Raw genomic sequence first — 21,058 nt, 5'->3', positions numbered from 1 at the left:
GGTCCGGCGCCGCGTGCGGGTCAGCGGCCGGGGCGCTCCGGGGCGAGCGCCGGGGAGGCGGCGCTCGCCGGGGCCGGACCGCCGATCTCGAGCGACGCCCGCTCGGCGGCCGGGTGCGCGAAGACCCAGAACCGCAGCGCGACGTAGCGCGAGACGGTGGCCAGCACGCTCGCGGCGACGAGGACGACGAGTTCGACGACGTGCCCCGGGGTCCGGTCGACGGCGTGGAGGGCGGCGAGTGCACCGCTCGTCAACAGCAGCGTGAGCACGAAGACCGCGGCACCCTGCGCGTGGTGGCGGACCAGGCCCTCGCGCCCGCGGACGCGGAAGGAGAACCGGCGGTTGGCCTGGGTGTTGGCCACCGCGGTGACGGCGAGCGCGACGGCGTTGGCCGCTGCGGCGCCCAGGCCCGGATGCAGGAGCAGGAAGAGCAGCGCGTAGGCGAGCGTCGAGACGACGCCGATCGCCACGAAGCGCGCCATCGGCGCACCCATCAGGAGCCGCGCGACGCCCTTCAGGTCGTCCGTCGCCGTGCGCACGATGTCGACGCGCGAGTCGGGGTCGTCGACCCAGTCCACCGGCACCTCGTGGATGCGCAGGCCGTCGCGCTGGGCGAGCACGAGCAGCTCGGTGTCGAAGAACCACGCCTGGTCCTGCACCTGCGGCAGGAGGCGCCCCGCGACGTCGCGGCGGATCGCCTTGAACCCGCACTGCGCGTCGGTGAACCGCGCGTGCAGGGAGAGCCGCAGGATCTGGTTGTAGGCGCGGGAGATGAACTCGCGCTTCGGGCCGCGGACGACGTTGGCGCCCCGCCCGAGCCGCGTGCCGATCGCCAGGTCGGAGTGGCCCGATACGAGCGGCGCGACGAGCGGGAGCAGCGCGGCGAGGTCCGTCGACAGGTCCACGTCCATGTAGCAGAGGACGTCGGCGTCGCTGCGGGACCAGGCGGCCCGCAGCGCGCGTCCGCGCCCCTTCTCCGGCAGGTCGAGCAGGGCGACGCCGTCGAGGTCGTCGGCCAGCGCCCGGGCGACGTCGGCCGTCGCGTCCGTGCTCGCGTTGTTGGCCACCACGATTCGCCAGCCGAACGGGAAGCCGTCGGAGAGGTGGTCGTGCAGGCGCCGGATCGAGCCCGGCAGCGCGGCCTGCTCGTTGTGGACCGGGACGACGATCTCGACGACCGGCGTCCGGCGGTCGTCCGGGCGACGCGCGGCCAGGGCGACGGACCGCGCGGCGGGGAGGGTCGGGGAGCTCATGGGGCAAGCCTGGAGCCGGCCTGCGGGAGAGACCTGGGGCGACCCTGAGGAACCCCCGAGAGCCGGTCGGGCCCCGACGCTGGACGCCGCCGCCGGTGGCGGCGAGGATGCCGCCATGGCCGACGACCCGCCCGGCGCCGACCGGCCGTTGGACGCCCCCACCGCTGGCGACGAGGATGTCGCCATGGCCGACGACTCGCTCGGGTGCAACGAGGACGACGCCCGCGCCGCCGCGCTGGCGCTGCCCGAGACGACGGAGCGCCCCTGCTACGGCACGCCCGGGTTCTACGTCCGCGGCAAGCTCTTCGCCCGCGTGTGGGACGGCGAGGACGGCGTGCTCGTCCTGCGCTGCGCCGACCTCGAGACGAAGGAGCTGCTCCTCGCCGCCGAGCCCCCGATCTGCTTCACGACCCCGCACTACGACGGTCACCCGCACGTGCTCCTCCGCCTGGCCGCCGTCGGGCGGGCGGAGCTGGCCGAGCACCTGGAGGACGCCTGGCGGACCCGGGCCCCGAAGCGGGTCCTGGCGGCGTTCGACGCCCCTACGCCAGCTCGTCCGCCGGCGTGACCGTCGCGTAGAACTGGCCCAGCGCGGCGACGTACGAGGCGTGGACGTCCTGCGCGTCGACCTTCCGGCCGCCGTACTCGAGGCCCGGGGCCGCGCAGGCGTCCGGGACGAGGGTCATGGAGAAGCCCAGGTCGGCGCCCGCGCGCGTCGTGGCGTCGACGCACATGCTGGTCATCATCCCGACGACCACGACCTCGTCGACGTCCTTCTCGCGGAGGCGCTCCTCGAGGTCCGTGCGGAGGAACGAGTTCGGGGCGTGCTTCGTGATGACCGGCTCGCCCTCGGCTGGCGTCACGGGGGCCATGATGTCGGCGCCGTCCGTGCCCTCCTCGAGGAACCCGCCGCCCGCGGGGCTGAGGTGCTGGACGTGGAACACGGGGTCGCCGGCGGCGCGGAAGGCCTCGAGGACCTTCCCCGCGTTGGCGGCGGCCGCCTCGGGCTCGTGGAGCGGCATCTTCCCGCCGGGGAAGTAGTCGCGCTGGATGTCGACGATGACGAGGGCTCGGCTCATGGGACGACCGTACTCCGCCCGCGCCGCCGTGCCGCCCCTACCGCCGCGCCGTCCGCCTCTACCGCCGCGCTGCGCGCATCCGCGGCATCGCGAACTGCCCGCGGCACCCGACGGCGTACTTGCGGCAGCGGTAGCGGACGAGGAACGCGTAGGCCGCCAGCGCCGACTCGGCGTTCGAGGCGACGAAGCCCGTGTACTCCTTCGGCATCGACAGGGCGTCCGCGGCCCGGTCGACGCTGCGGGCCAGCAGCTTGGGCGAGAACCCAAGGCGGCCCCCGGGGCGCCAGGCGATCGCGAAGCCGCCGACCTGCAGCGGGCGCTGGAGGGTGCCGTAGGCGGTGTCCATCACGCCGGGCGGGCGGATCTGCGTCGCGAGGATCACGGCGGCGGTGCGGTCGGCGTACGTGCGGCTGATGCGGTCGTCGTGGCCGTAGCCCAGCTCGGTCTCCAGCGCGCCGAAGACCGCCGTCCGCACCCCGGAGCTCCAGGTCAGGTCGCACGCGGCGGGCGAGCAGCGGGGCATGCCGTCCTGGGCGCGGAACAGGCGTTCCCAGCGGCCGATCTCGTCCGCCACGCTGATGCCCTGCCGGTCGAGGTCGCCGTAGCGGCGTCCCGGGTCGTGGTGGCGCTGGAGCACGTGCAGGCCGTGGAGCATCCCGACGAGCGGGTCGAACGTGGACAGCCACAGGTAGGCGCGGCTCGGCAGCGAGCAGGTCTTGGAGCGGTAGAGGTAGGAGCGGTCGTCCGGGGCCAGCCGGTGGTCGCAGTCCGCGTAGGCCGCGGCGGACACCGGCATGTCGTCGCCCCACGCGCCCGAGGCGTTCCACAGCGCCGCGTAGATGTCGCGCCCCGCGGGGAATCCGCCGGCGCGCGCGGTGCTCCCCAGGCGCGCGGCCCGGTCGCGGTCGCCGCGCAGCAACGCGTACTGCTCGGCGTCGTTCGTGGCGTGGCGGACGGTGAAGCGGAAGGAGCGGTAGAGCCCACGTCGGTCGCCGGGGACGAGCGCGACGAGCCGCCGGCCGACGTCCCCCGGCGTGACGGTGGCCAGCGGACGCTCCTGCAGCGCGAGCGTCGCGCGGCGCGCGCCGTCCAGCGCCCGCGGCACGAACGTGATCCGGGCGGGCGCCGGCGCGGGCGCCCAGTCGACGGTCAGGCGGCCCCGGAGGACGGCGTCGCCCGCGCGGAACGTCACGTCGGAGACGTCGCGGTCGCGCACGGAGGACACGCGCACCACGCGGTTCTCACCCGCGCCGGGCAGGAGCCAGGGGCCGTTGTCGAGGCGCACGCGGACGGGGAGGCCGTAGTACTCGGCCATCGCCGCGGTGCCGTCGGCGCGCGGGGCGTACAGCCCGTCGATGAACGGCTCGGCCAGCGCGATCGCCCGGTCCAGCGCGGCGAGGCTCGGCGCCGGCGTCGCGATCGTCCGGCGCGCTGGTCGCTCGAACGAGGACCACACGCCGCCGAGCGCGATCGTCACGAGCACGATCCACACCAGGCCGGCGGTCCCGAGGACCCCGGCGGAGAGCGCCCGGCGCAGCACGGTCAGGGGCCGCCCGGCGACACCGGGGCGGTGGGATCGACGGACACCACGCGGGCGGGGACGCTACCGGCCGGGCGCCCGGCGCTCCGGGAACGGACGAGGGTTCGACCGGCAGGCGCGGCCGGGCGCCGCGAACCGGGCCGGGCGTCCGGCGCGGTTGGACGCCCCGCGCCCGATCGGGTTCGGTCCCGCTGGACGTCCGGGCGTCTCCCGGGGCCCGGCGGCCTCGGGCCCCGGACGGATCTCGGCCTTCCGGGACCGGCCGTGCGCGGGGTACGGTGTGCCGCGGCCCACCCCCTCGTCATGTCCTCGCCGCTCTCCTCTCCCCGCGCCGCCGTCCTCTCCGTCGCCCTGCTCCTCGGCGCCGCGCTCGGCGTCGTGGTCGGCTGGACCGCGCTGGTGCTGCTCGCCGCCCCCCACGCCGTCGCGGCCGCCGCGGGCGTCGCCGCGCAGACCGCGGTGCAGGCCACCACGACCCGGGTGCTGTTCCGCGTGCTGCGCGGATCGGCCGCCGCGCACGCCGCCTACGCGCTGGCGGGCTGGGGGTTCGTCGTCGCGCTCGTCGCCGGCGGCGCCTCGGCGTTCGCCTCCCAGGCCGCCGTCGCGCTGACAGTGCTGCCCGCGGGCGCCGCGGCCTGCGTCGGCTACACGGTTTCCGCCCGGCGTCGCGAGGACGCGGTCCGGGCGCGCGGGCGCGAGGCGCTGGAGCTCGAGGCGTTCCGCGCCACGGGCCGGCCGGCGATCGGCGCGCGTCCGGCGCCCGTCGCGCACGCCGTGGTCCGCGGCGACTAGCGCAGCCGCGTGTAGGCGATCGCGGAGCCGGCGCCGCGCGGGGCCGCCTCCGTGAACAGGAAGACGCTCGTGAACAGCACCGTCCCGCCGCCGGGGCCCGGCAGCACCGAGGCCGTCGGGTTGCCGTAGGACGCCTGCCCGAAGCGGAACCGCATGCGCAGCGGCGCCAGCGCGCCGGTCGCCCCGTCGCGCAGGTACGTGCGCCACGAGGACCAGTCGTCCTTGCGGCGTTGCGCCTCGAGCACCTCGTAGCCGCGGCCGTCGACCGCGAACGTGTCGCGGTCCCCGTGGTTGCCGCGCAGCCCGAGCGCGTCGAGGTCCGCGTCCAGCGCCGTCCGCCGACGGGCCTTCCAGCGCGTGAAGTCCTCCAGCGTGGCCAGCGCCTGCCGGTCGACGTCGCCGTCGGCGTAGTGGTGCAGGCCCAGCTCGATCGTCGAGTCGCCCGTGCCGTCCCGCAGGTCGACCGCGCGGATGTCGGGCGTGCCCTCCGCCGTCGGCGCCAGCGTCAGCGGCGCGTCGAAGCGCGCGTCCGGGGTCGCGGCCAGCAACGCGTCGAGGTCGGCGTAGTGCCGCAGCGCCACGTGGTTGCGCGGCGCGTGGCGCTCCCACGCGACGAGGTACGACCCGTCGCCCAGCCGCCGGACGGTGGCCTGCGACGCGTCGCGCTGCAGGGTCCGCCCGCCGCGCCAGGTGAGCAGGTCGCGGCTCGTCACGACCTGGACGTCGAGCGTGCCGCCGCGCGCGTGGTGCGACACGCCGACGTAGCGCCGCCCGCCGGCCTCGCCCGTCGCGACGACCTTCAGGCCCTCCAGGTTGCGCCCCCGGTCGTCCTTGACGTCGTAGCGGACCGCGTCGGCCCGGTCGACGCGCTCGATCGTCCGCCGCACGGCCTGAAACCGCGGCCCGCCGGGGACGGTCGCCGCGCGGGCGGGTGCGGGCTCGTCGTCGCCGGTCAGGACGACGGTGGTGCCGGCGGCCGCGACGGCGACCGCCGCGACGGCGATCCACCGGCGAACGTGCATCGCTGGACTGTAGGCCGGGCGACCGGGGCGCTGCGCAGCCCCGCGGCCCGGCGGCGGCTCAGACCTCTTCCTGCGTGGGCATGACCCGAACGTGGGAGAGGTTGACGCGCCGCGGCTGCTCCGCCACGAACGCCACGACGTCGGCGACGTCCTGCGGCAGGAGCAGCTCGATCTGCTCGTCCATGCCGGCGAGCCACTCCTGCGTCCCGGCGTTCGTGTGGTCCTTCAGCTCGGTCTTCACGATGCCGGGCTCGAGCACGGAGGTCCGGACCATCTTCGGGCCGAGCTCCATCCGCAGGTGGTCGCCGAGGTGGGAGACGAACGCCTTCGTCGCGGAGTACACCGCGAAACCCGGGAAGAGGTGCTGCCCGGCGATGGAGCCCGTGAGCACCAGGTCGGCCGTCGCGCCGTCCGCGGCGGCGTCCACGAGCGACGGCACGAACGCCTCGATCGTGTAGAGCAGGCCCTTCAGGTTGAGGTCGATCTGGTGGTCCCACTGCTGCCGCGTCAAACGCTCGATCGGCTCGGGCAGCATCACACCGGCGTTGGCGAAGACGAGGTCGACGCGACCGAGCTCCGTGGCGATGCGGGACGCGACGGCGTTCACGGCGTCGGCGTCCGTGACGTCGAGGGCGATCGCGAGGGCGCGGCCGCCGGCGTCGGCGATCCGGCGGGCGAGGGCGTCGAGGCGGTCCTGCCGGCGGGCGGTCACGACGACGGCGGCGCCGCGCTCGGCGAGCGCCAGGGCCGTGGCCTCGCCGATGCCGCTGGACGCGCCGGTGACGACGGCGATCCGGCCGTCGAGGGTGCGGGGAATGGTGGGGGTCATGGAGCCAGGACACCAGCGCCGGGGCGGCCCCACCAGCGACGGGATCGACCCCGGGTCGGCGCGAACGTAGGTCCATCCTGACCACCCACGACGGGCCCGCCGCGACGCATACTCCGTGCGTGGCCCAGAACGTCGAGCTCCGCGAGTTCCTGCGCACGCGCCGCGGCCGGCTGACGCCCGAGGACGCCGGCCTGCCGCCCGGCGAGGGCGGGCGACGCGTGCCGGGCCTGCGCCGGGAGGAGCTCGCCGCGCTCGCCGGCGTGAGCGTCGACTACTACATCCGCCTGGAGCAGGGCCGTAGCACGAGCGTCTCCGCGTCCGTCCTCGACGCGATCGCCCGCGCGCTGCGCCTCGACGACGACGAGCGCGCCCACCTCTTCACCCTCGCCAAGCCGGCCGCGCCCGCCCGTCGCCGCGCCGCCCCCCGCCCCCAACGCGTGCGGCCCGGCGTGCGGCGGCTCGTCGAGGGCCTGCCCACCCCCGCGTTCGTCACCGGGCGGCGGCTGGACGTGCTGGCCACGAACCACCTGGCCCGCGCCCTCCTGTGCGACTTCGACGCGCTGCCGCCGGCGCAGCGCAACCACGCGCGGTGGGTCTTCCTCGACCCCGCATCGCGCGAGCTCTACGCCGACTGGGAGGCGGTCGCCCGCGACAACGTCGCGGTCCTGCGGATGGAGGCGGGGCGCCATCCCGACGACCCCGAGCTCTCGGCGCTCATCGGCGAGCTCACCGTGAAGGACGAGGACTTCGCCCGCTGGTGGGCCCAGCACGACGTCCTCCGCCACGGCTACGGCACCAAGGTCTACCGCCACCCCGTCGTCGGCGAGCTCACCGTGGACTACGAGGCCTTCCCCGTCGCGGGCGACCCGGAGCAGACCCTCTTCGTCTACACCGTGGCGCCGGGCTCGCGCTCCGCCGAGGCGCTCGCCCTGCTGGCGAGCTGGACCGCCGCCCCGCCCGCGGGGTCCGCGGCCGAGAGCGACCGCGGACGGGCCGCGACCGACGCAGGGGCGACGCGCGAGGTGAGCGAGTAGCCCGGCCCGAGACGTCGAGCGGCCTCGACGGGAAGAGCGGCGTCGTCGGCGGGCCGTGCTCCGTCCGGCAGGCTCGCGGCGAAGCGCCTTCACCATCCGAAACGGTCACACCCGGGCGAGCCGCGCAAATACCCAGGTGATGCGTGTTCCGTCCCGAAGCGTCGCCGCCGCGCCGCGATCGCCGTCCCCCGACGACGCGGCGCTCCTGCGCGCAGCGGCCGGCGGGGACGACGACGCGTTTGCGGTCTTCTACCGGCGGCACCTCCCCGGGGTCACCCGGTTCCACCTGCGGCGGACCGGTCGGCCGGAGCTCGCCTTCGACCTGACGGCCGAGACCTTCGCGGCGGTCGTCGTCGGGCTGCCGAGCTTCGACGTCGACCGCGGGCCCGCGACGGCCTGGCTGTACGGGATCGCACTCAACAAGCTGCGCGAGAGCCTGCGCCGCGGCCAGGTCGAGGATCGCGCCCGCCGCGACCTCGGGCTCGACCCGGTGCAGCTCGAGGACGCGGGGTTCGCTCGGGTGGAGGAGCAGGCGTCCCGCGCCGACGAGGCCGCGCTGCACGAGGCGTTGGACGGCCTGCCGGACGAGCAGCGCGATGCGGTGCTGGCGCGGGTCGTGGAGGAACGACCGTACGAGGAGATCGCGCGCGAGCTGGAGTGCTCGCCGTCCGTGGTCCGCCAGCGCGTGCACCGCGGGCTGCGACGACTCCGCACCCGGATGGAGGATCGCGCATGACCGAGTACGACGACCTGGAGCGGCAGCTGCGGCGCAGCGTCCGGGAGCGAGCGACGGGATCTGAGGCGGCGGGCGACGGAGCGCGGAGGCGCACCCGACGCCGGTGGTTCGGCCTGCTCGCCGTCCCGGCGGTGCTGGCCGCCGGGGCCGCGGGCGCCGCGGGGCTCGTCGGCGGCCCGGGGACGGACGAAGCCGCAGCCCGGCTCGTCCAGGCCGCCGTCACCGCGACGTGGCGGGATCCGGCGTGCCGCGACCCCGACCGGCGCGTCGGCGCGCCCCTCGACATCCCGGACCGGGCCCCGGTCGACGACGCACCCCTGCCGCAGATCGCCCGGGCGTTGCCCGCCCTCGCGCCGCGACCGGAGGTCGCGCCGGGGCTTCGGGAGCGCGGCAGGGCCCGGGAGGCCGCCCGCGCGCTCGCGTTCGCGCGGCGGTTGCAGGTCGGCGTCGGATCGGCGGTCCTCCGGGGAACGGAGCGCGTGGCGCGGTTCCCCGACGGTGGCCGGATCCTGATGTTCGTGAGCACCTCCGACGTCGTCGGGGGCCCACCGGACCGAGCCGGGTGCGCCCGTGCGCGCCGCGAGCACCTCCTGGGGGCCCAGCACCGGGCGGGGGCGCGCGACGACGACCCCGTCACGGCGCGTGCCCTCGTCCTGCTGGCCGACCGACGCGACACGGCTCCCGGTGCGCAGACCGTCTGGCTCTCCGACCTCCCCAGCCGGGCGACGGGTCCCGGCGGGGTCGGGAGCACTGGGATCTCGGTCACGCCTCGCGGCGAGACGCCCACCGGGGTGGCGATGTCGAGCCACGCCCGCGGAAGGCAGCGATTCGTGGGCCTCGCGGACCCGCGCACGGTACGTGTCGTCGTCCGTCCCGCGCCCGGGTCACGGCGCGCCGCCGACCCTCGCCTGCGGCGCGCCGTGACCCGCCGGTTCCGGGTCGACCAGGGCGTGTTCGCGTTCACCGAGCCGTGGCCGGGGGCGGGCCCCCTCGTCCTCACGGAGTACGACGCTGCGGGGCGCGTCGTCGCGCGGGAGCGGCTCCGGCGGTGACGCGTGGGACCGCCGGCGGTGCGGCCGTCCGCGGCGGCGCTCCGCAGATGATCGATGGACGTGCGACTTCCACCGGCCGCGGCCGATAGCTCCGGCATGCAACGGCGAGCCATTCCTTCGGTCGGGCGTCGGGTCCTCCGGGGACGCCGATGGCCCGAGCGCCGACCCGGCGTTGCGCGCGTCCTCGCCACGGGCTCCGCGGTGCCCGCCCCCACCGGCCTGCCGGACTGGGCGGGCGGGATGCCCCGCGGCCGCGATCCGCGCCGCGCGCTGTGGCGGGCCCTCGTCGACGCGCTGATCCCCGGCGAGGCCGCGGCCGACGTCGTGCCGGCCCTGCGCGCCGTCGAGCTGCAACCGCTGCTCGTCCGCGCCGGCGAGCTCGACCCGCGCGCGCTCTCGGGCCACTGGGACCGCCGCACCACCGACGCGGTCGCCGCGTTCCAGCGCCACCGCGGCCTGCCCTGCACCGGCATCGCCGACCGCCGCACGGTCGACCTGCTGCTCGCCGCGCACGCCTGAGGGGTGGCGAGAGGTCCCTCCCGCCGTCGGACGGACGCCGCCGTTGCGCAGTGGTCCACCGCCGGACGCGGGCCCGCCGACCGGGCGCATAGGCTCGTCGCCATGGACGGCATCGCGCTTCGACCTCTCCCGGTGGGCGACACGCTCGAGGAGCTGTTCGAGTTGGACGAGCTGGCGTTCCACGAGCCGCGGCCGGCCGCGCGACGGGCTCGGCACGCCGCGGTCATCCGGCACGAGGAGACGCTCTGCGCCTACGACGGGGACCGGCTGGTCGGGTCCTCCGTCGTCTACCCGCAGTCGCTGTCGGTCCCGGGCGGAACGTTGCCGTCCGGCGCGATCTCGTGGGTCGGCGTCTCGCCGACGCACCGTCGCCGCGGCCTGATGCGGGCCATGATGGAAGGCCAGCTGGGTCGCCTGGCCGCAGGCGGCGTGCCGCTGGCCGTGCTGTGGGCCGCCGAGGCGACGATCTACAGCCGCTTCGGCTTCGGCGTCGCGACGGCGAACCACAGCGCCAAGGTCCGCCTCCGCGACCGCGACTCTGGGCTGCGCGACGGGCTTCGCCCCCGGCCGGTGCGGATGCTCGACCCGGCGACGGCCGGTCCCGAGCTCGACGGCGCCCACGCGCGATTCGCGGCTGAGCGCGCGGGGGTGCTGCGCCGTGACGCCGCCTGGTGGGAGAACGAGGTGCTCGCGGACCCGGAGGACGAACGCCGAGGCGGCCGGCTCCGCGTCGTGGCCGCCGGGGAGCCGGCGGACGGCTACGCGCTCTACCGCGTCCGCGTCGACGACACGCAACCCGAGGAGGCGTCCGGCGTGGTGGACGTCGAGGAGCTGGTCGCCCTCACACCCCAGGCCCGATGCGACCTCTGGGCGTTCCTGCTGTCGATCGATCTGGCCGGTCGCCTGAACGTGCCGATGCTCCCCGTCGACGACCCGCTGGTCGCCCTGCTCCGCAACCAGCGCACAGCGGAGTTGACGGAGCACGACGCCCTCTGGCTGCGGCTGCTCGACGTCCCCGCCGCGATCGCGGGTCGCACCTGGTCCGCAGCGGCGCGGCTGACCGTGGAGCTCGAGGACGACCTGCTGCCGCAGAACGCGGGGCGCTGGCGGCTGGACCTCGGCCCGGACGGCGGCCGCTGCACCAGGACGGACGAGCCCGCGGACCTCGCCCTCCCGGTCGCCGAGCTGGGCGCGGCGTTCCTGGGCGGCGGCTCCCTCGTGCGCGCCGTCGACGCGGGGATGGTCACGGAGGCCACGCCCGGCGCGGCCGCCGCGTTCGACCACGCCGCGCGTACCGCCCGTGCGCCCTGGAACGTCACGGTCTTCTAGGCCGGTCTCTGAGCCGGTCCTCCAGGCCGAGGTCGTCCAGGCCGGTCTTCCAGGCCCCCGGGCTTCTTGGCCGGCATGGCCCGTCCGCCACCCGGCGGAGGACCGCCCGGCCCGGATTCGTGCGCGCCCGACGTTCTCCCCCGGACCCTCCCTACCGGGAGTAGGGTGCCGCCATGTCAGGCACTCGCAGGTGGGGAACGGTCGCCCTGGTGGCCGCGTTCGGGGCGCTCACGCCGGCCGTCGCGTCGGCGGAGAACGTCGCTATCACGTCGTTCGACGGCACGAAGATCGACGCCGACTGGCAACCGGCGACGGGCCTGAAGCCCGGGCAGCGGGCGCCGACGATCCTGCTGACCCACGGCTTCGGAGCCACGCGCGAGACCGCGGACGGCGACACGACCTCGGGCGACCTCGGCCAGGTCGGCGCGGGCGTCTTCCGCAAGCACGGCTTCAACACCGTCACGTTCGACTCGCGCGGCTTCGGCCGCTCCGGCGGCGAGGTCCAGCTCGACGCGCCACAGTTCGAGGGGCGCGACGCGTCCGCGATCGTCGACTGGGTGGCCAACCGGCCGCAGGCGCAGCTCGACGGCGCCGGCGATCCGCGGGTGGGGATGCACGGCGCGTCCTACGGCGGCGGCGTGCAGTGGGCCGCCGCCTCGCGCGACCGGCGCATCGACGCGCTCGCTCCTGCGATCTCGTGGACGTCGCTCGTGCAGGCGCTCGGCCGCGAGGGCCGGCTCAAGCTCGGCTGGGGCCTGCCCCTCATCGGCCTCGGACTGCCGACCGCCACGGCGCTCGGCGCGCTCTCGCCCCACGGCCTCGAACTCGGCGGGTTCCCGCTCGAGCTGACGACGCTCGCCGCGGGGGCGGCGGTGTCGGGCCGCGCTGACCAGGGGCTGAACGACTTCTTCGCCGCCCGCTCGACGGGGGACGCGATCGCGAACGTCAAGGCGCCCTCGCTGATCCTGCAGGGCACCGCCGACACGCTCTTCACCCCGAGCCAGGCCGTCGACATGCGCCGGCTGCTGCGCAAGGCCGGCACCCCGACGAAGATGCTCTGGTTCTGCGGCGGCCACGGCCTGTGCCAGACCGGCAACGCGCTGGGCGAGAAGATCGAGCCGCGCGTCCTCGCCTGGATGGACCGCTGGCTGCGCGACGACGCCGGCGCCGACATCGGACCCGGCTTCGAGTGGGTCGCCGACGACGGGGTCGTGCGCTCCGCGAACGACTTCCCGCTGAAGGACGCCGGCACGATCACCGGCCGCGGCGCCGGCACCCTGCCGCTCACGCCGATCTCCACGCTGAACGGGATCCTCGTCGCCGCGCGGCCCGCGGCGACGGGGGTCGACCTGCCGATCCCGGCGCAGACCGCGGAGCGCGAGGTCGTCGGCGAGCCGGTGCTGCGGTTCCGCTACCGCGGCAACGCGGTCCTCACGAACGCCCACGTCTACGCGCAGATCGTCGACGAGGAGCGGCGCGTCGTCGTCGGCAACCAGGCCACGCCGATCCCCGTCGCGCTCGACGGCCAGGAGCACACGGTGGAGCGCAGCCTCGAGGCGGTCGCGATGCACCTGACGCCGAAGAGCCGCTACCGCCTGCAGATCACGGACGGCACGAACGTGTACGGCCTGACGACGAACGTGGGGTCGGTCGACATCGCCGACGCCACGGTCACCCTGCCCGTCGGCGACCCGGCCGGCACGCCGGCCGACCCGGTGCTGGCGGGCTCGGCCACGCGACCGGGCACCGGCCCCGGACCCGGCGCCGGTGGGGGCACCGCGAAGCCCGGCGCCCGACCGTCCGCCGGCCTCGGGCCCGCCACGCGCCGCCTGCGCCTCGCCGCCGTCCGCCGCTCGGGCGTCCTGCTGCGCGGCACCCGCCCGAACGCCCGCCGCGTGCGCGTCCGGATCACGGTGTCGAAGGCCACGGCGAAGCGCCTGCGCCTGCGCTCCCGCGTCGTGGCGACGAAGAGCGTCGCCCGCGGCAAGCGCTCCTGGACCACCCGCGTGCGCCTGCGTCCCGCGACCGTCAAGGCCCTGCGCCGCCGCTCGGCGACGACGCTCAGCGTGCGCGTCTCGGCGGGCAAGGTGCGCCCGGCGCGGGTCATCGTGCGGCGGTAGCGCTCCCGGCTCAGGAGGCGACGGTCGCCTCGGCCGCCGCGGTGCCGGTGGCGCCGGTCGTGCCGGTCGTCACGGAGGACACCGCGGGGCGGGAGCGAAGGGGTCGGGGTGGACGTGGTGCGGACGAGGTCATCGGGCGGGCGACGGGCGACGGTGGTCGCCGCGGTGCTGGCCGCCGTCGTGGCGCTCGGCTCGGCCGCGGCGGCTCCGAGCGGCGCGGACGCCGCCGGAACGTCGCCGCGCCACGCTGACCCGGCGTCCCCCGCTCGCGCCACCCCGCGGGTCGTCGGCGGGAGTGCCGCGCCGATCACGGCCCGTCCGTTCCAGGTGGCGCTCTACGCCCCGCGCGGCGGCACGCTGCACCTGCCCCGCACGCCCTACCAGGGGCAGTTCTGCGGCGGGGCGATCCTGAACGCCACCCACGTCGTGACCGCGGCGCACTGCCTCTTCGACCCGCAGACCGGCCTGGCCCGGGCCGTCGGTGACGTCCGGGTGCTCGCCGGCACCGCACGCCTGCGCGGCGGCACCGAGCCCGAGGCGCCCACGGCCCGCGACGTCGGGGTGCTCCGCATGGTCGCCCGGCCCGGCTTCACGCTCCAGAACCTCGACGGCGACGCCGCCGTCCTCACCCTCGACGCGCCGCTCTACGAGGGCACGCCCGCCGCCGACGGCACCGCCGCGATCGCGCCGATCGCGCCGGCGGACCCGACCGCGTTCCCCGCGGTGGCCGGCGTCGAGAGCACGGCACCCGTCCGCGTGTCGGGCTGGGGCAACCGCGCCCCGCAGACGGCCGGCGGCCAGGGCGCCGACGACTATCCCCAGGACCTGCAGGTCGCCGACGTGCGCGTGGTGCCGCGCACGGGCTGCACGGCCACGTACGCCGCCGTCGGCATCCGCGTGAACGCCCGGCAGCTCTGCGCGGGCGAGCCCGCCGGCGGGGCCGACGCGTGCCAGGGCGACAGCGGCGGGCCGCTGACCGCGGACGACGGCGGCACGCCCGTCCTCGTCGGCATCGTCAGCCTGGGCAGCGGCTGCGCGCAGGCCGGGCGTCCCGGCCTCTACACCCATGTGGCCGACCCGGACGTCGGCGCGTTCCTGCGCACCGCCGCCGGTCTGCCCGCTCCCGTCCCGGCGCCGACGCGCGAGGCTCCGGCCGACCGCGACGTCCTCCGCCCCGCCCTGCGGGTCGACGCGCGGAGCTGCACGCGGACCCGCTGCACCGTGCGGGTCCGCGTCACGGCTCCCGCCGCGGCCGCCGGACCGCTGACCGTGCGCGCGAGCCTGCGCACCCTCGCCCGCCGCTGCCGGGCGGGACGGCCGTGCGCCCGGGGTCGGGCCCGCGACCACTCCGGCCTCGCCTCGGCGGCGGGGCGCCGGACCATCGTCCTCCGCGGCCTCGTCCCCGGCCGCCGCTACGCCCTGACGCTGCGCGCGACCGACGGCGCCGGCAACCGCCAGCGCTTCGCGACCGTGGTGACGCTCCGCCCGCGGTAGTCCGCCGGACCGTGGGCGACGGCGCCCTGCCCTTCTCCGCCGCCCGTCCGCGGTCTACGCTCGCGCGGTGAGCCTTCCCCTGCAGCCCCCGTTCGCCCCCCAGCTCGCCCGGGCGCGGCCGTCGCTGCCCGAGGGCGAAGGGTGGTCGTACGAGCCGAAGTGGGACGGGTTCCGGGCGATCGCCTTCGTCGACGTGCCCGAGGAGGGGGACGAGCCGTCCGTCGTGCTGCTCTCCCGCGGTGGCAAGGCGCTCGAGCGGTACTTCCCCGAGCTGCGGTTCCCCGCCGGCCGCTACGTGCTCGACGGCGAGATCGTCGTCGACCTGCCCGCCGACCCCGATCCGGACGCGGACGGTGCCGACGTCGCCGGCATCCCGGAGGCGAGCGCCGCCCAGGACTTCGACGCGCTCTCCCAGCGCATCCACCCGGCGGCGTCGCGGATCCAGAAGCTCTCGGTCGAGCTGCCCGCGCGCTACGTCGCCTTCGACCTGCTGGCCGTGGACGACCTCGCGCTGCTCGAGCGCCCGTTCTCCGAGCGCCGCACCGCGCTCGAGACGTTCCTCGCCAAGCCGGAGTTCGGCGACTCCAGCGTCTCCATCACGCCCGCGGTCACGACGGCCGCAGAGGCCGAGGGCTGGCTCCAGGACACGGAGGGCGTCGTGGCCAAGGAGACCGGGGCGCCCTACCTGCCGGGCGAGCGCAAGGGCATGGTGAAGATCAAGCGCAAGCGCACGATCGACTGCGTCGTCGTCGGCTGGCGCCACGGCAAGGAGGAGGGCACGGTCGGCTCGCTCATCCTCGGCCTCTACGCCCCGGACGGCGAGTTGCGCACCGTGGGCCACACCTCGAGCTTCTCCGCCAAGCGCAAGCGCGAGCTCGTCGGGGAGCTCGAGCCCTACGGCACCGGCCGGGTCCAGGCCGGCGAGCCGAGCCGCTGGAAGTCCGAGAAGGAGCTCGAGTGGGTCGAGCTGCGGCCCGAGCTCGTCGTTGAGGTGAGCTTCGACCAGGTCTCCGGCGGCCGCATCCGCCACGGCGCGAAGCTCGAGCGCTGGCGGGAGGACAAGCCGGCCGCCGCCTGCACCGTGGACCAACTGGAGGGGTGAGGGGCGCTCAGCCTCGCGCAGAGACGGGGGCCGGGGTGAGGCGGCCGGCCTCGACCTCGCCCGCGCATGCGTCGATGGCCGCGCCGCACGGGTCGGACGCGACGTCGGGCTCCGGGCCGAGCATGCGCTCCCAGGCCGCGGACATGCGGCGCAGGTCCTCCTCGTCCAGGTGGTCGAGGAACAGGCGGCGAACCTGCTCGGCCCGCGCCGGGCCGAGGCGGTCGACCAGGGCGACGCCCTCGTCCGTCAGCACCGCGAGCGAGCCGCGACCGTCGTCCGGGCACCGCTTGCGCGCCACGAGACCCGCCCGGACGAGCCGGTCGACGAGCCGCGTGAACCCGCCGCTCGTCATCACCACGCGCTGGGCGAGGTCGCTCATGCGCGAGGCGCGGTGCGGCGCCTGCGAGAGCGCCATCAGCACGTCGTACTCCCCGATCCCGAGCCCGCCGCCGACCTCGGTCAGCCGGGCCTCGAGCTCCTTGCGCAGGTACGCCTGGGCGCGCAGGAAGCCCTTCCAGGCGGAGAGCTCCAGCTGGGTGAGGGGGGCATCGGACATGACCCGAGAGTACCGATTTAGCTGCCTGCGCAGATAAATATCTGATACCGTCTGTTTCACCACCGGCCGCCGACGGATCCTCCGCCTCCGACCAACACCCCGAGCCGTCGCGAGCACGCGGCGTGAGGTCGATCGCATGTCCACCATCGAGGCGCCCGCCGCACGCCGCCGCGCAGAGCCCGCCGCCGCTCCGTCACCGACGGTGCCCCCGCGCTCCGCCGCCGTCCCCGTGGCCCGGCCGTCCGTTCGCCGCATCGCCTGGTCGTCCGGCCGCGCGTGGACGTGGCGGACGACGCTGCTGGCCCTCGTCATCGCCTACGCCAGCTACACGCTGGCCAAGCTCGTCGGCGCGGACGACCTCGGCGTCGCCCGCAGCAACGCGCTGTGGGTCGTCGAGCTCGAGCGCGGCCTCGGCGTGGACGTCGAGGGGCCCGTCCAGCGGGCGCTCGACGGGTCCGTCTCGATCTGGATCTTCAACCACCTCTACATGGCGGCCCAGTTCCTGGTGGTCCCGGCGGTGCTGTTCCTCGTCCGCACCCGGTCGATCACCGCGTTCCGCCGCCTGCGCGACACGCTCGTCGCCACCTGGATCATCGCCACCCCGGTCAACGCCTTCTTCGCCGTCGCGCCGCCGCGGCTGGCCGACATCGGGATCACGGACACCATCACCGCGAGCGGCTCGGGCGCCCTGACCTCCGGGCTGTCGACCGCGTTCTACAACCCGCTGGCCGCCGTGCCCAGCCTCCACGTCGCGTTCGCCTTCGCGGTCGGGATCGCCGCCGCGCTGACCTTCCGCTCCGGGCCCGTCCGCCTGCTGGGCCTCGCCTGGGGGCCGATCATCGCCCTGACGGTCGTCGCCACGGGCAACCACTACCTCTTCGACGCGGTCGCGGGAATCGCCGTCACGCTGCTGGGCCTGGCGATCGCCGTGGCCCCCCGCCGCTCCCCCGTCCCGTTCCTGCGCCGCGGCCTGGCCGCCGCGGGCACGCTCGCGCTGACCCCGGCACCCTCCGTCGTGTCGCTGCGCTCCGTCACCCGGCCCGTCGCCACCGCGGTGGCGCGGCGCGACGGCGAGAGCCCGGCGGAGCGCGCGGCCTCGCCGGACGCCGGCCCCCGGACGGACGACGCACGTCCCACCGCATCCCGCGGCCGCGGGCGCTGCTGCTCCATCGGGCGCTGACCCACCGCGGCCGCCCGACGGGGTCGCCCGTCGCTGCGCGACCCGCCCGGCATCGCGCGACCCGCCCCTCGCCGCCGGATCCGCCCCGGTGCCGCCCGATCCGTTGGCGTACAACCGCTCGTTTGGCAGGACCGCACCCGGGTAGCCGAGGACGCATGAACATCATCCGCCGGCTCTTCTCCCTCTTCAGCGCGGGCTCCCAGGCGTCCGGGCGCGGTGCGCGCGGCGGCCGCGGCGCGGGCCGCGGCCGTGGCGGCCGGGGCGCCGCCGGCGCTGCGGGCGCGGGCGCGCTGCGCTCGCTGCTCCGCAGCCGCCGCCGCTAGTCGCGGCCGCAGCACCCTCCGGACGACCCCAGCCCGATTGGGCGGCGCCGCGCGGCAGCGCCGGCGCGCTCAGCCCTCCGCGCGCTTCTTCCGGGCCTCCGGATCCTTTCGCGGGTCCGGCTTCTTCGTCGCCGCCTTCTTCGCGGCGACGGAGGGCCGCTTCTTCGCCCGCGACTCCGACGGCTTCGCGCGGCTCGGGGCCACGCGCTTCGGCTCGCTCGCGCCCTTGGCGAAGTGCGGCGGCCACGGAGCGTCGCCCAGGCCGCCCTCCTCGTCCCGCCGGGCCAGGTCGAGCAGCCCTTCCAGGCTTCCGGCGTGGGCGTCGATCGCCGCGTGCGGATCGCCGTGCTGCGCGTAGAGCGCCGGCACCGTGTCGAGCCGGAAGTCCTCGAGCTCCGCGTCCGGGACCTGGTCCCACGTGAGCGGCATCGACACGCGCGCCTCGGGTGTCGGGCGGACGGACCACGCCGACGCCACCGTGCGGTCGCGGGCGTTCTGGTTGTAGTCGAGGAAGACGCCCGCGCGCTCCTCCTTCCACCACTTCGACGTCGCCAGGTCCGGCACGCGGCGTTCGACCTCGCGGGCCAAGGCCAGCGCGGCGCGGCGCACGCCCGTGAAGTCGTGCTCGGGCTTCACCCGCACGTTGATGTGGATCCCGCGCGAGCCCGAGGTCTTCGGGAACCCGGTCAGGCCGTGCTCCTCGAGCACGTCCTTGACCACCATCGCGACGAGGCGGACCTCGCGCCAACCGACGTCGGGCGAGGGGTCCAGGTCGACCCGCAGCTCGTCCGGGTGGTCGAGGTCGGCGCGGCGCACGGGCCACGGGTTGAAGTCGATCACCCCGAGCTGCACGGCCCAGACGAGGTGCGCGGCGTCGTTCACGACGAGCTCGCGGGCGGTGCGCCCGCTGGGGAAGCTGACGACGGCCGTCTGCAGCCACTCGGGAGCCGAGTCCTGCACGCGCTTCTGGAAGAACGGCTCCTTCGTGATGCCGTCCGTGAATCGCTTGAGCGCGCCGGGGCGCTCGTGCAGGTGCAGCACGGCGCCGCCGGCCTGCTCCGTGCCGCTGGGTCCGCCCGCGACCGCGAGGTAGTACTCGACGAGGTCGAGCTTCGTGATCGCCTTCTCCGGCCCCAGCCCGTCCCCGCGGTCCGCCCGGGACGGGAAGAAGACCTTGCTCGGGTTGGACAGCCGGACGTCGTGTCCGGCCACCTCGATCGTCGTCTCCTCCTTGGCCATGCGGGCAGGCTGGCAGGCCGGGCCGCGCGGCGCCACCCGGGGTGCCCGCCGTCAGCCCGCGGGGACCGCCCCGGAAGAGGTGCCCCCGGTCCGCAGGGGCGCCGCGTCCGCTGCGGGATCGGCCTCCCCGGCCGGTGCCCAACCCGGTCCGCGCAGCAGGTAGGAGACCCGGTCGCGCCAGCCCCGCGCACGCCGGACGTCGCGCGTCAGCGCGTACCACTCGTGGTACGCGACCTTGACCGGGTTGTGGGTCTCGATGTTCGTCGTCAGGCCGTAGCGGACGCGCTCGCCCTCGGGCTCGAACGTCCCGAACAGGCGGTCCCAGACGATGAAGATGCCCGCGTAGTTCCGGTCGAGGTACTGGTCCTGCACCCCGTGGTGGACGCGGTGGTGGCTCGGGGTGTTCATCACGAGCTCGACGGGCCGGGGGAGCTTGTCCACCGCCTCGGTGTGCAGGAGGAACTGGTAGATCAGGTTCCAGCTCTGCGCGAGCAGGATCGCCCACGGCGGGAACCCGATCAGCGCCAGCGGCAGCCAGAAGACGGGCGCGGTGAAGGGCGACCAGTCCTGCCGCAGCGCCGTCGACAGGTTGTAGTGCTGCGAGGAGTGGTGGACGACGTGCGTGGCCCAGAGCACCCGGACGCGGTGGTGCCCGCGGTGGTACGCGTAGTAGGCCAGATCCTCGGCGAACAACAGCACGAGCCACGGCCAGACGTGGTCCATCGGCATGTGGAACGGGACGAGCTCGTAGACCGCCGCGAAGACGACGACCGCCCCGAGCTTGAGCACCGCCTTGAAGCCCAGGCTGCCCAGCCCCATCGCCAGGCTCGTCGCGGTGTCGCGAGCCGCGTAGCCGACGGGCCCGGACGGGTCTTCCGCGTGCTCGTGCGCGGCGTGCCGCAGCGCGATCACCTCGAGCACGAGGAAGAGCAGGAAGAACGGGATGGCGGCGAGGATGAGGTCGTCCATGGGGCGCTCCGGTCCGGGGACCCGGCCGCGGGCAGCGCGACCGATCGGCCAACTGGTCCAACCAGTTACTTTACTGGTTGTACCAGTGCGCGGAGACGGTGTCAACCTCGCCCCGCCCGATCGGACAGGAGGCCTCACGCCGCCCGCGCGGCCCCAGCCGGCGACTCAGGCCGCGCGCCGCACGTCGCCGTGCAGCTGTTCCGCCAGCAGCGCGACCGCGCGCTCCTCGTCGCCGGCCCGGAGCGCGGCGGCGAGCTCCCGCAGCGGCGCGGGGTCCGACGGCGCCAGCTCGCGGGCCAGCGCGGGGTAGGCCGCCACGGTGTCGGTCAGCGAGTTGAGCATGAGCCGGTAGGCGACGTTGCCGGCCCCCGCGACGATGGCCCGCCAGAGGTCCTCGTAGCGCTCCACTAGGCCGCTGTCGTCGGTCTCGACCGCCGCGGCGACGGCCTCGGCGAGCGCCGCGGCCCGGCCCCGGGCCCCGTCGCCGGCCCGGGACACGAACCGCCGGGCGGCGTCCACCCCGATCAGCGCGCGCAGCTCTAGCACGGAGACGACGACCTCGTGGGGCGGCGCGTCCGCCGTACCACCGCCGCGAGCGAGGTCGAGGAGCAGGTCCATCCCGCCGTGGTCGCGCCAGTCCTGCACGCGCGTCGCGCCCCCCTGGGTGATGCGGACGAGCCCCGCCTGCTCCAGCCGCTTCAGGGCCTCGCGGACCGCGTGGCGGTTGACCCCGAGGTCCTCGGCCAGCGCCCGCTCGGAGGGCACGGCGTCGCCGGGGGCCAGGCGCCCGTCGAGGATCTCGGCGCGCAGCCGCTCGTGGACGGTGTCCGACACCCGGCGGGGTTCCGAGGGGTCGGCCATGGGGCGGGGTTCTAGCAGCGCGCGGGCCC

The 21,058-nt window shown here is 76.0% G+C and carries 21 protein-coding genes; 12 read left to right on the top strand and 9 right to left on the bottom strand.

Annotated elements, in window-relative coordinates; genetic code table 11:
* Nucleotides 1-20 precede the first annotated feature (20 nt).
* A complete protein-coding gene (locus F593_RS24780; protein WP_022929027.1) occupies nt 21-1,253 on the bottom strand; it encodes a bifunctional glycosyltransferase family 2/GtrA family protein in 1,233 nt (410 codons plus the stop codon).
* 115 nt (nt 1,254-1,368) lie between these two features.
* Between F593_RS24780 and F593_RS24775 the strand changes: the two genes are divergently transcribed.
* Nucleotides 1,369-1,821, top strand: a complete 453-nt coding sequence (locus tag F593_RS24775) for an MmcQ/YjbR family DNA-binding protein (RefSeq protein WP_022929026.1) — start codon at nt 1,369-1,371, stop codon at nt 1,819-1,821.
* On the opposite strand, the gene F593_RS0112125 is transcribed toward F593_RS24775, so the two are convergent.
* Nucleotides 1,796-2,332 carry a cysteine hydrolase family protein gene (locus tag F593_RS0112125; RefSeq protein WP_022929025.1) on the bottom strand — a complete coding sequence of 179 codons (537 nt, stop codon included), beginning with the start codon at nt 2,330-2,332 and terminating at the stop codon, nt 1,796-1,798. The two genes, F593_RS24775 and F593_RS0112125, sit on opposite strands and share 26 nt — an antisense overlap.
* Before the next feature lie 58 nt (nt 2,333-2,390).
* Nucleotides 2,391-3,872, bottom strand: coding sequence for a hypothetical protein (locus F593_RS0112120; protein WP_022929024.1), 1,482 nt, complete (start codon nt 3,870-3,872; stop codon nt 2,391-2,393).
* Nucleotides 3,873-4,175: 303 nt separating this feature from the next.
* Between F593_RS0112120 and F593_RS0112115 the strand changes: the two genes are divergently transcribed.
* A complete protein-coding gene (locus F593_RS0112115) occupies nt 4,176-4,664 on the top strand; it encodes a hypothetical protein (RefSeq protein WP_022929023.1) in 489 nt (162 codons plus the stop codon).
* Here the strand turns inward: F593_RS0112115 and F593_RS24770 are convergent.
* Complete coding sequence (locus F593_RS24770; protein ID WP_022929022.1) at nt 4,661-5,686, bottom strand: hypothetical protein; 1,026 nt, start codon at nt 5,684-5,686, stop codon at nt 4,661-4,663. The two genes, F593_RS0112115 and F593_RS24770, sit on opposite strands and share 4 nt — an antisense overlap.
* Before the next feature lie 58 nt (nt 5,687-5,744).
* Complete coding sequence (locus tag F593_RS0112105) at nt 5,745-6,515, bottom strand: SDR family oxidoreductase (RefSeq protein WP_022929021.1); 771 nt, start codon at nt 6,513-6,515, stop codon at nt 5,745-5,747.
* Nucleotides 6,516-6,634: 119 nt separating this feature from the next.
* Here F593_RS0112105 and F593_RS0112100 point away from each other — a divergent pair, with 119 nt between their 5' ends.
* The 8 genes from F593_RS0112100 to F593_RS0112065 all read left to right on the top strand — a co-directional run bounded on the left by F593_RS0112100 (nt 6,635) and on the right by F593_RS0112065 (nt 15,901).
* Nucleotides 6,635-7,549: a helix-turn-helix domain-containing protein gene (locus tag F593_RS0112100; protein ID WP_022929020.1), complete on the top strand. Its 915-nt coding sequence runs from the start codon at nt 6,635-6,637 to the stop codon at nt 7,547-7,549.
* Between the two features lie 139 nt (nt 7,550-7,688).
* Entirely contained in the window at nt 7,689-8,285 is a 597-nt protein-coding gene (locus F593_RS0112095) for an RNA polymerase sigma factor (RefSeq protein ID WP_022929019.1), read from the top strand.
* Nucleotides 8,282-9,337: a hypothetical protein gene (locus F593_RS0112090; protein ID WP_022929018.1), complete on the top strand. Its 1,056-nt coding sequence runs from the start codon at nt 8,282-8,284 to the stop codon at nt 9,335-9,337. Before F593_RS0112095 ends, F593_RS0112090 begins: the two co-directional genes overlap by 4 nt.
* Nucleotides 9,338-9,538: 201 nt before the next feature.
* On the top strand, nt 9,539-9,856 hold the full coding sequence (locus F593_RS0112085) for a peptidoglycan-binding domain-containing protein (RefSeq protein ID WP_022929017.1): 318 nt from the start codon (nt 9,539-9,541) through the stop codon (nt 9,854-9,856).
* A 102-nt stretch (nt 9,857-9,958) separates the two neighbouring features.
* Entirely contained in the window at nt 9,959-11,185 is a 1,227-nt protein-coding gene (locus F593_RS0112080) for a GNAT family N-acetyltransferase (RefSeq protein WP_022929016.1), read from the top strand.
* Between the two features lie 173 nt (nt 11,186-11,358).
* Entirely contained in the window at nt 11,359-13,305 is a 1,947-nt protein-coding gene (locus F593_RS24765; RefSeq protein ID WP_084629947.1) for an alpha/beta fold hydrolase, read from the top strand.
* 165 nt (nt 13,306-13,470) lie between these two features.
* Nucleotides 13,471-14,799, top strand: a complete 1,329-nt coding sequence (locus tag F593_RS28320; protein WP_022929014.1) for a S1 family serine peptidase — start codon at nt 13,471-13,473, stop codon at nt 14,797-14,799.
* A gap of 67 nt (nt 14,800-14,866) precedes the next feature.
* Nucleotides 14,867-15,901: an ATP-dependent DNA ligase gene (locus F593_RS0112065; protein WP_022929013.1), complete on the top strand. Its 1,035-nt coding sequence runs from the start codon at nt 14,867-14,869 to the stop codon at nt 15,899-15,901.
* Nucleotides 15,902-15,908: 7 nt separating this feature from the next.
* Here the strand turns inward: F593_RS0112065 and F593_RS30350 are convergent, their stop codons facing one another.
* Nucleotides 15,909-16,457 (bottom strand): MarR family winged helix-turn-helix transcriptional regulator, encoded by a 549-nt coding sequence (locus tag F593_RS30350; RefSeq protein WP_022929012.1) that lies wholly within the window; start codon nt 16,455-16,457, stop codon nt 15,909-15,911.
* Between the two features lie 136 nt (nt 16,458-16,593).
* Between F593_RS30350 and F593_RS0112055 the strand changes: the two genes are divergently transcribed.
* Nucleotides 16,594-17,637, top strand: coding sequence for a phosphatase PAP2 family protein (locus F593_RS0112055; protein ID WP_022929011.1), 1,044 nt, complete (start codon nt 16,594-16,596; stop codon nt 17,635-17,637).
* A gap of 155 nt (nt 17,638-17,792) precedes the next feature.
* Nucleotides 17,793-17,960 carry a hypothetical protein gene (locus tag F593_RS29895; protein WP_022929010.1) on the top strand — a complete coding sequence of 56 codons (168 nt, stop codon included), beginning with the start codon at nt 17,793-17,795 and terminating at the stop codon, nt 17,958-17,960.
* Nucleotides 17,961-18,029: 69 nt separating this feature from the next.
* Here the strand turns inward: F593_RS29895 and F593_RS24750 are convergent, their stop codons facing one another.
* The 3 genes from F593_RS24750 to F593_RS24740 form a co-directional block, all read right to left on the bottom strand.
* The gene (locus F593_RS24750) at nt 18,030-19,199 is read right to left on the bottom strand and encodes a DNA polymerase domain-containing protein (RefSeq protein ID WP_022929009.1); all 1,170 of its coding nucleotides are present in this window, start codon (nt 19,197-19,199) and stop codon (nt 18,030-18,032) included.
* A gap of 51 nt (nt 19,200-19,250) precedes the next feature.
* Nucleotides 19,251-20,168, bottom strand: coding sequence for a sterol desaturase family protein (locus tag F593_RS24745; protein WP_022929008.1), 918 nt, complete (start codon nt 20,166-20,168; stop codon nt 19,251-19,253).
* A 165-nt stretch (nt 20,169-20,333) separates the two neighbouring features.
* A complete protein-coding gene (locus F593_RS24740) occupies nt 20,334-21,029 on the bottom strand; it encodes a FadR/GntR family transcriptional regulator (RefSeq protein WP_022929007.1) in 696 nt (231 codons plus the stop codon).
* Between the last annotated feature and the right edge of the window lie 29 nt (nt 21,030-21,058).

Source organism: Patulibacter americanus DSM 16676 (assembly GCF_000420025.1).
Taxonomy (GTDB): Bacteria; Actinomycetota; Thermoleophilia; order Solirubrobacterales; family Solirubrobacteraceae; genus Patulibacter; species Patulibacter americanus.
Note: the sequence above shows the minus strand (reverse complement) of the source record. Positions and strands in the feature narration are given on the sequence as shown.

Excerpts from the sequence above, each read along its gene's own strand:
- F593_RS24780 (WP_022929027.1), bottom strand. The coding sequence starts at position 1,253 with ATGAGCTCCCCGACCCTCCCCGCCGCGCGGTCCGTCGCCCTGGCCGCG.
- F593_RS24775 (WP_022929026.1), top strand. The coding sequence starts at position 1,369 with ATGGCCGACGACCCGCCCGGCGCCGACCGGCCGTTGGACGCCCCCACC.
- F593_RS0112125 (WP_022929025.1), bottom strand. The coding sequence starts at position 2,332 with ATGAGCCGAGCCCTCGTCATCGTCGACATCCAGCGCGACTACTTCCCC.
- F593_RS0112115 (WP_022929023.1), top strand. The coding sequence starts at position 4,176 with ATGTCCTCGCCGCTCTCCTCTCCCCGCGCCGCCGTCCTCTCCGTCGCC.
- F593_RS24770 (WP_022929022.1), bottom strand. The coding sequence starts at position 5,686 with ATGCACGTTCGCCGGTGGATCGCCGTCGCGGCGGTCGCCGTCGCGGCC.
- F593_RS0112105 (WP_022929021.1), bottom strand. The coding sequence starts at position 6,515 with ATGACCCCCACCATTCCCCGCACCCTCGACGGCCGGATCGCCGTCGTC.
- F593_RS0112095 (WP_022929019.1), top strand. The coding sequence starts at position 7,689 with ATGCGTGTTCCGTCCCGAAGCGTCGCCGCCGCGCCGCGATCGCCGTCC.
- F593_RS0112090 (WP_022929018.1), top strand. The coding sequence starts at position 8,282 with ATGACCGAGTACGACGACCTGGAGCGGCAGCTGCGGCGCAGCGTCCGG.
- F593_RS0112080 (WP_022929016.1), top strand. The coding sequence starts at position 9,959 with ATGGACGGCATCGCGCTTCGACCTCTCCCGGTGGGCGACACGCTCGAG.
- F593_RS24765 (WP_084629947.1), top strand. The coding sequence starts at position 11,359 with ATGTCAGGCACTCGCAGGTGGGGAACGGTCGCCCTGGTGGCCGCGTTC.
- F593_RS30350 (WP_022929012.1), bottom strand. The coding sequence starts at position 16,457 with ATGTCCGATGCCCCCCTCACCCAGCTGGAGCTCTCCGCCTGGAAGGGC.
- F593_RS0112055 (WP_022929011.1), top strand. The coding sequence starts at position 16,594 with ATGTCCACCATCGAGGCGCCCGCCGCACGCCGCCGCGCAGAGCCCGCC.
- F593_RS29895 (WP_022929010.1), top strand. The coding sequence starts at position 17,793 with ATGAACATCATCCGCCGGCTCTTCTCCCTCTTCAGCGCGGGCTCCCAG.
- F593_RS24750 (WP_022929009.1), bottom strand. The coding sequence starts at position 19,199 with ATGGCCAAGGAGGAGACGACGATCGAGGTGGCCGGACACGACGTCCGG.
- F593_RS24745 (WP_022929008.1), bottom strand. The coding sequence starts at position 20,168 with ATGGACGACCTCATCCTCGCCGCCATCCCGTTCTTCCTGCTCTTCCTC.
- F593_RS24740 (WP_022929007.1), bottom strand. The coding sequence starts at position 21,029 with ATGGCCGACCCCTCGGAACCCCGCCGGGTGTCGGACACCGTCCACGAG.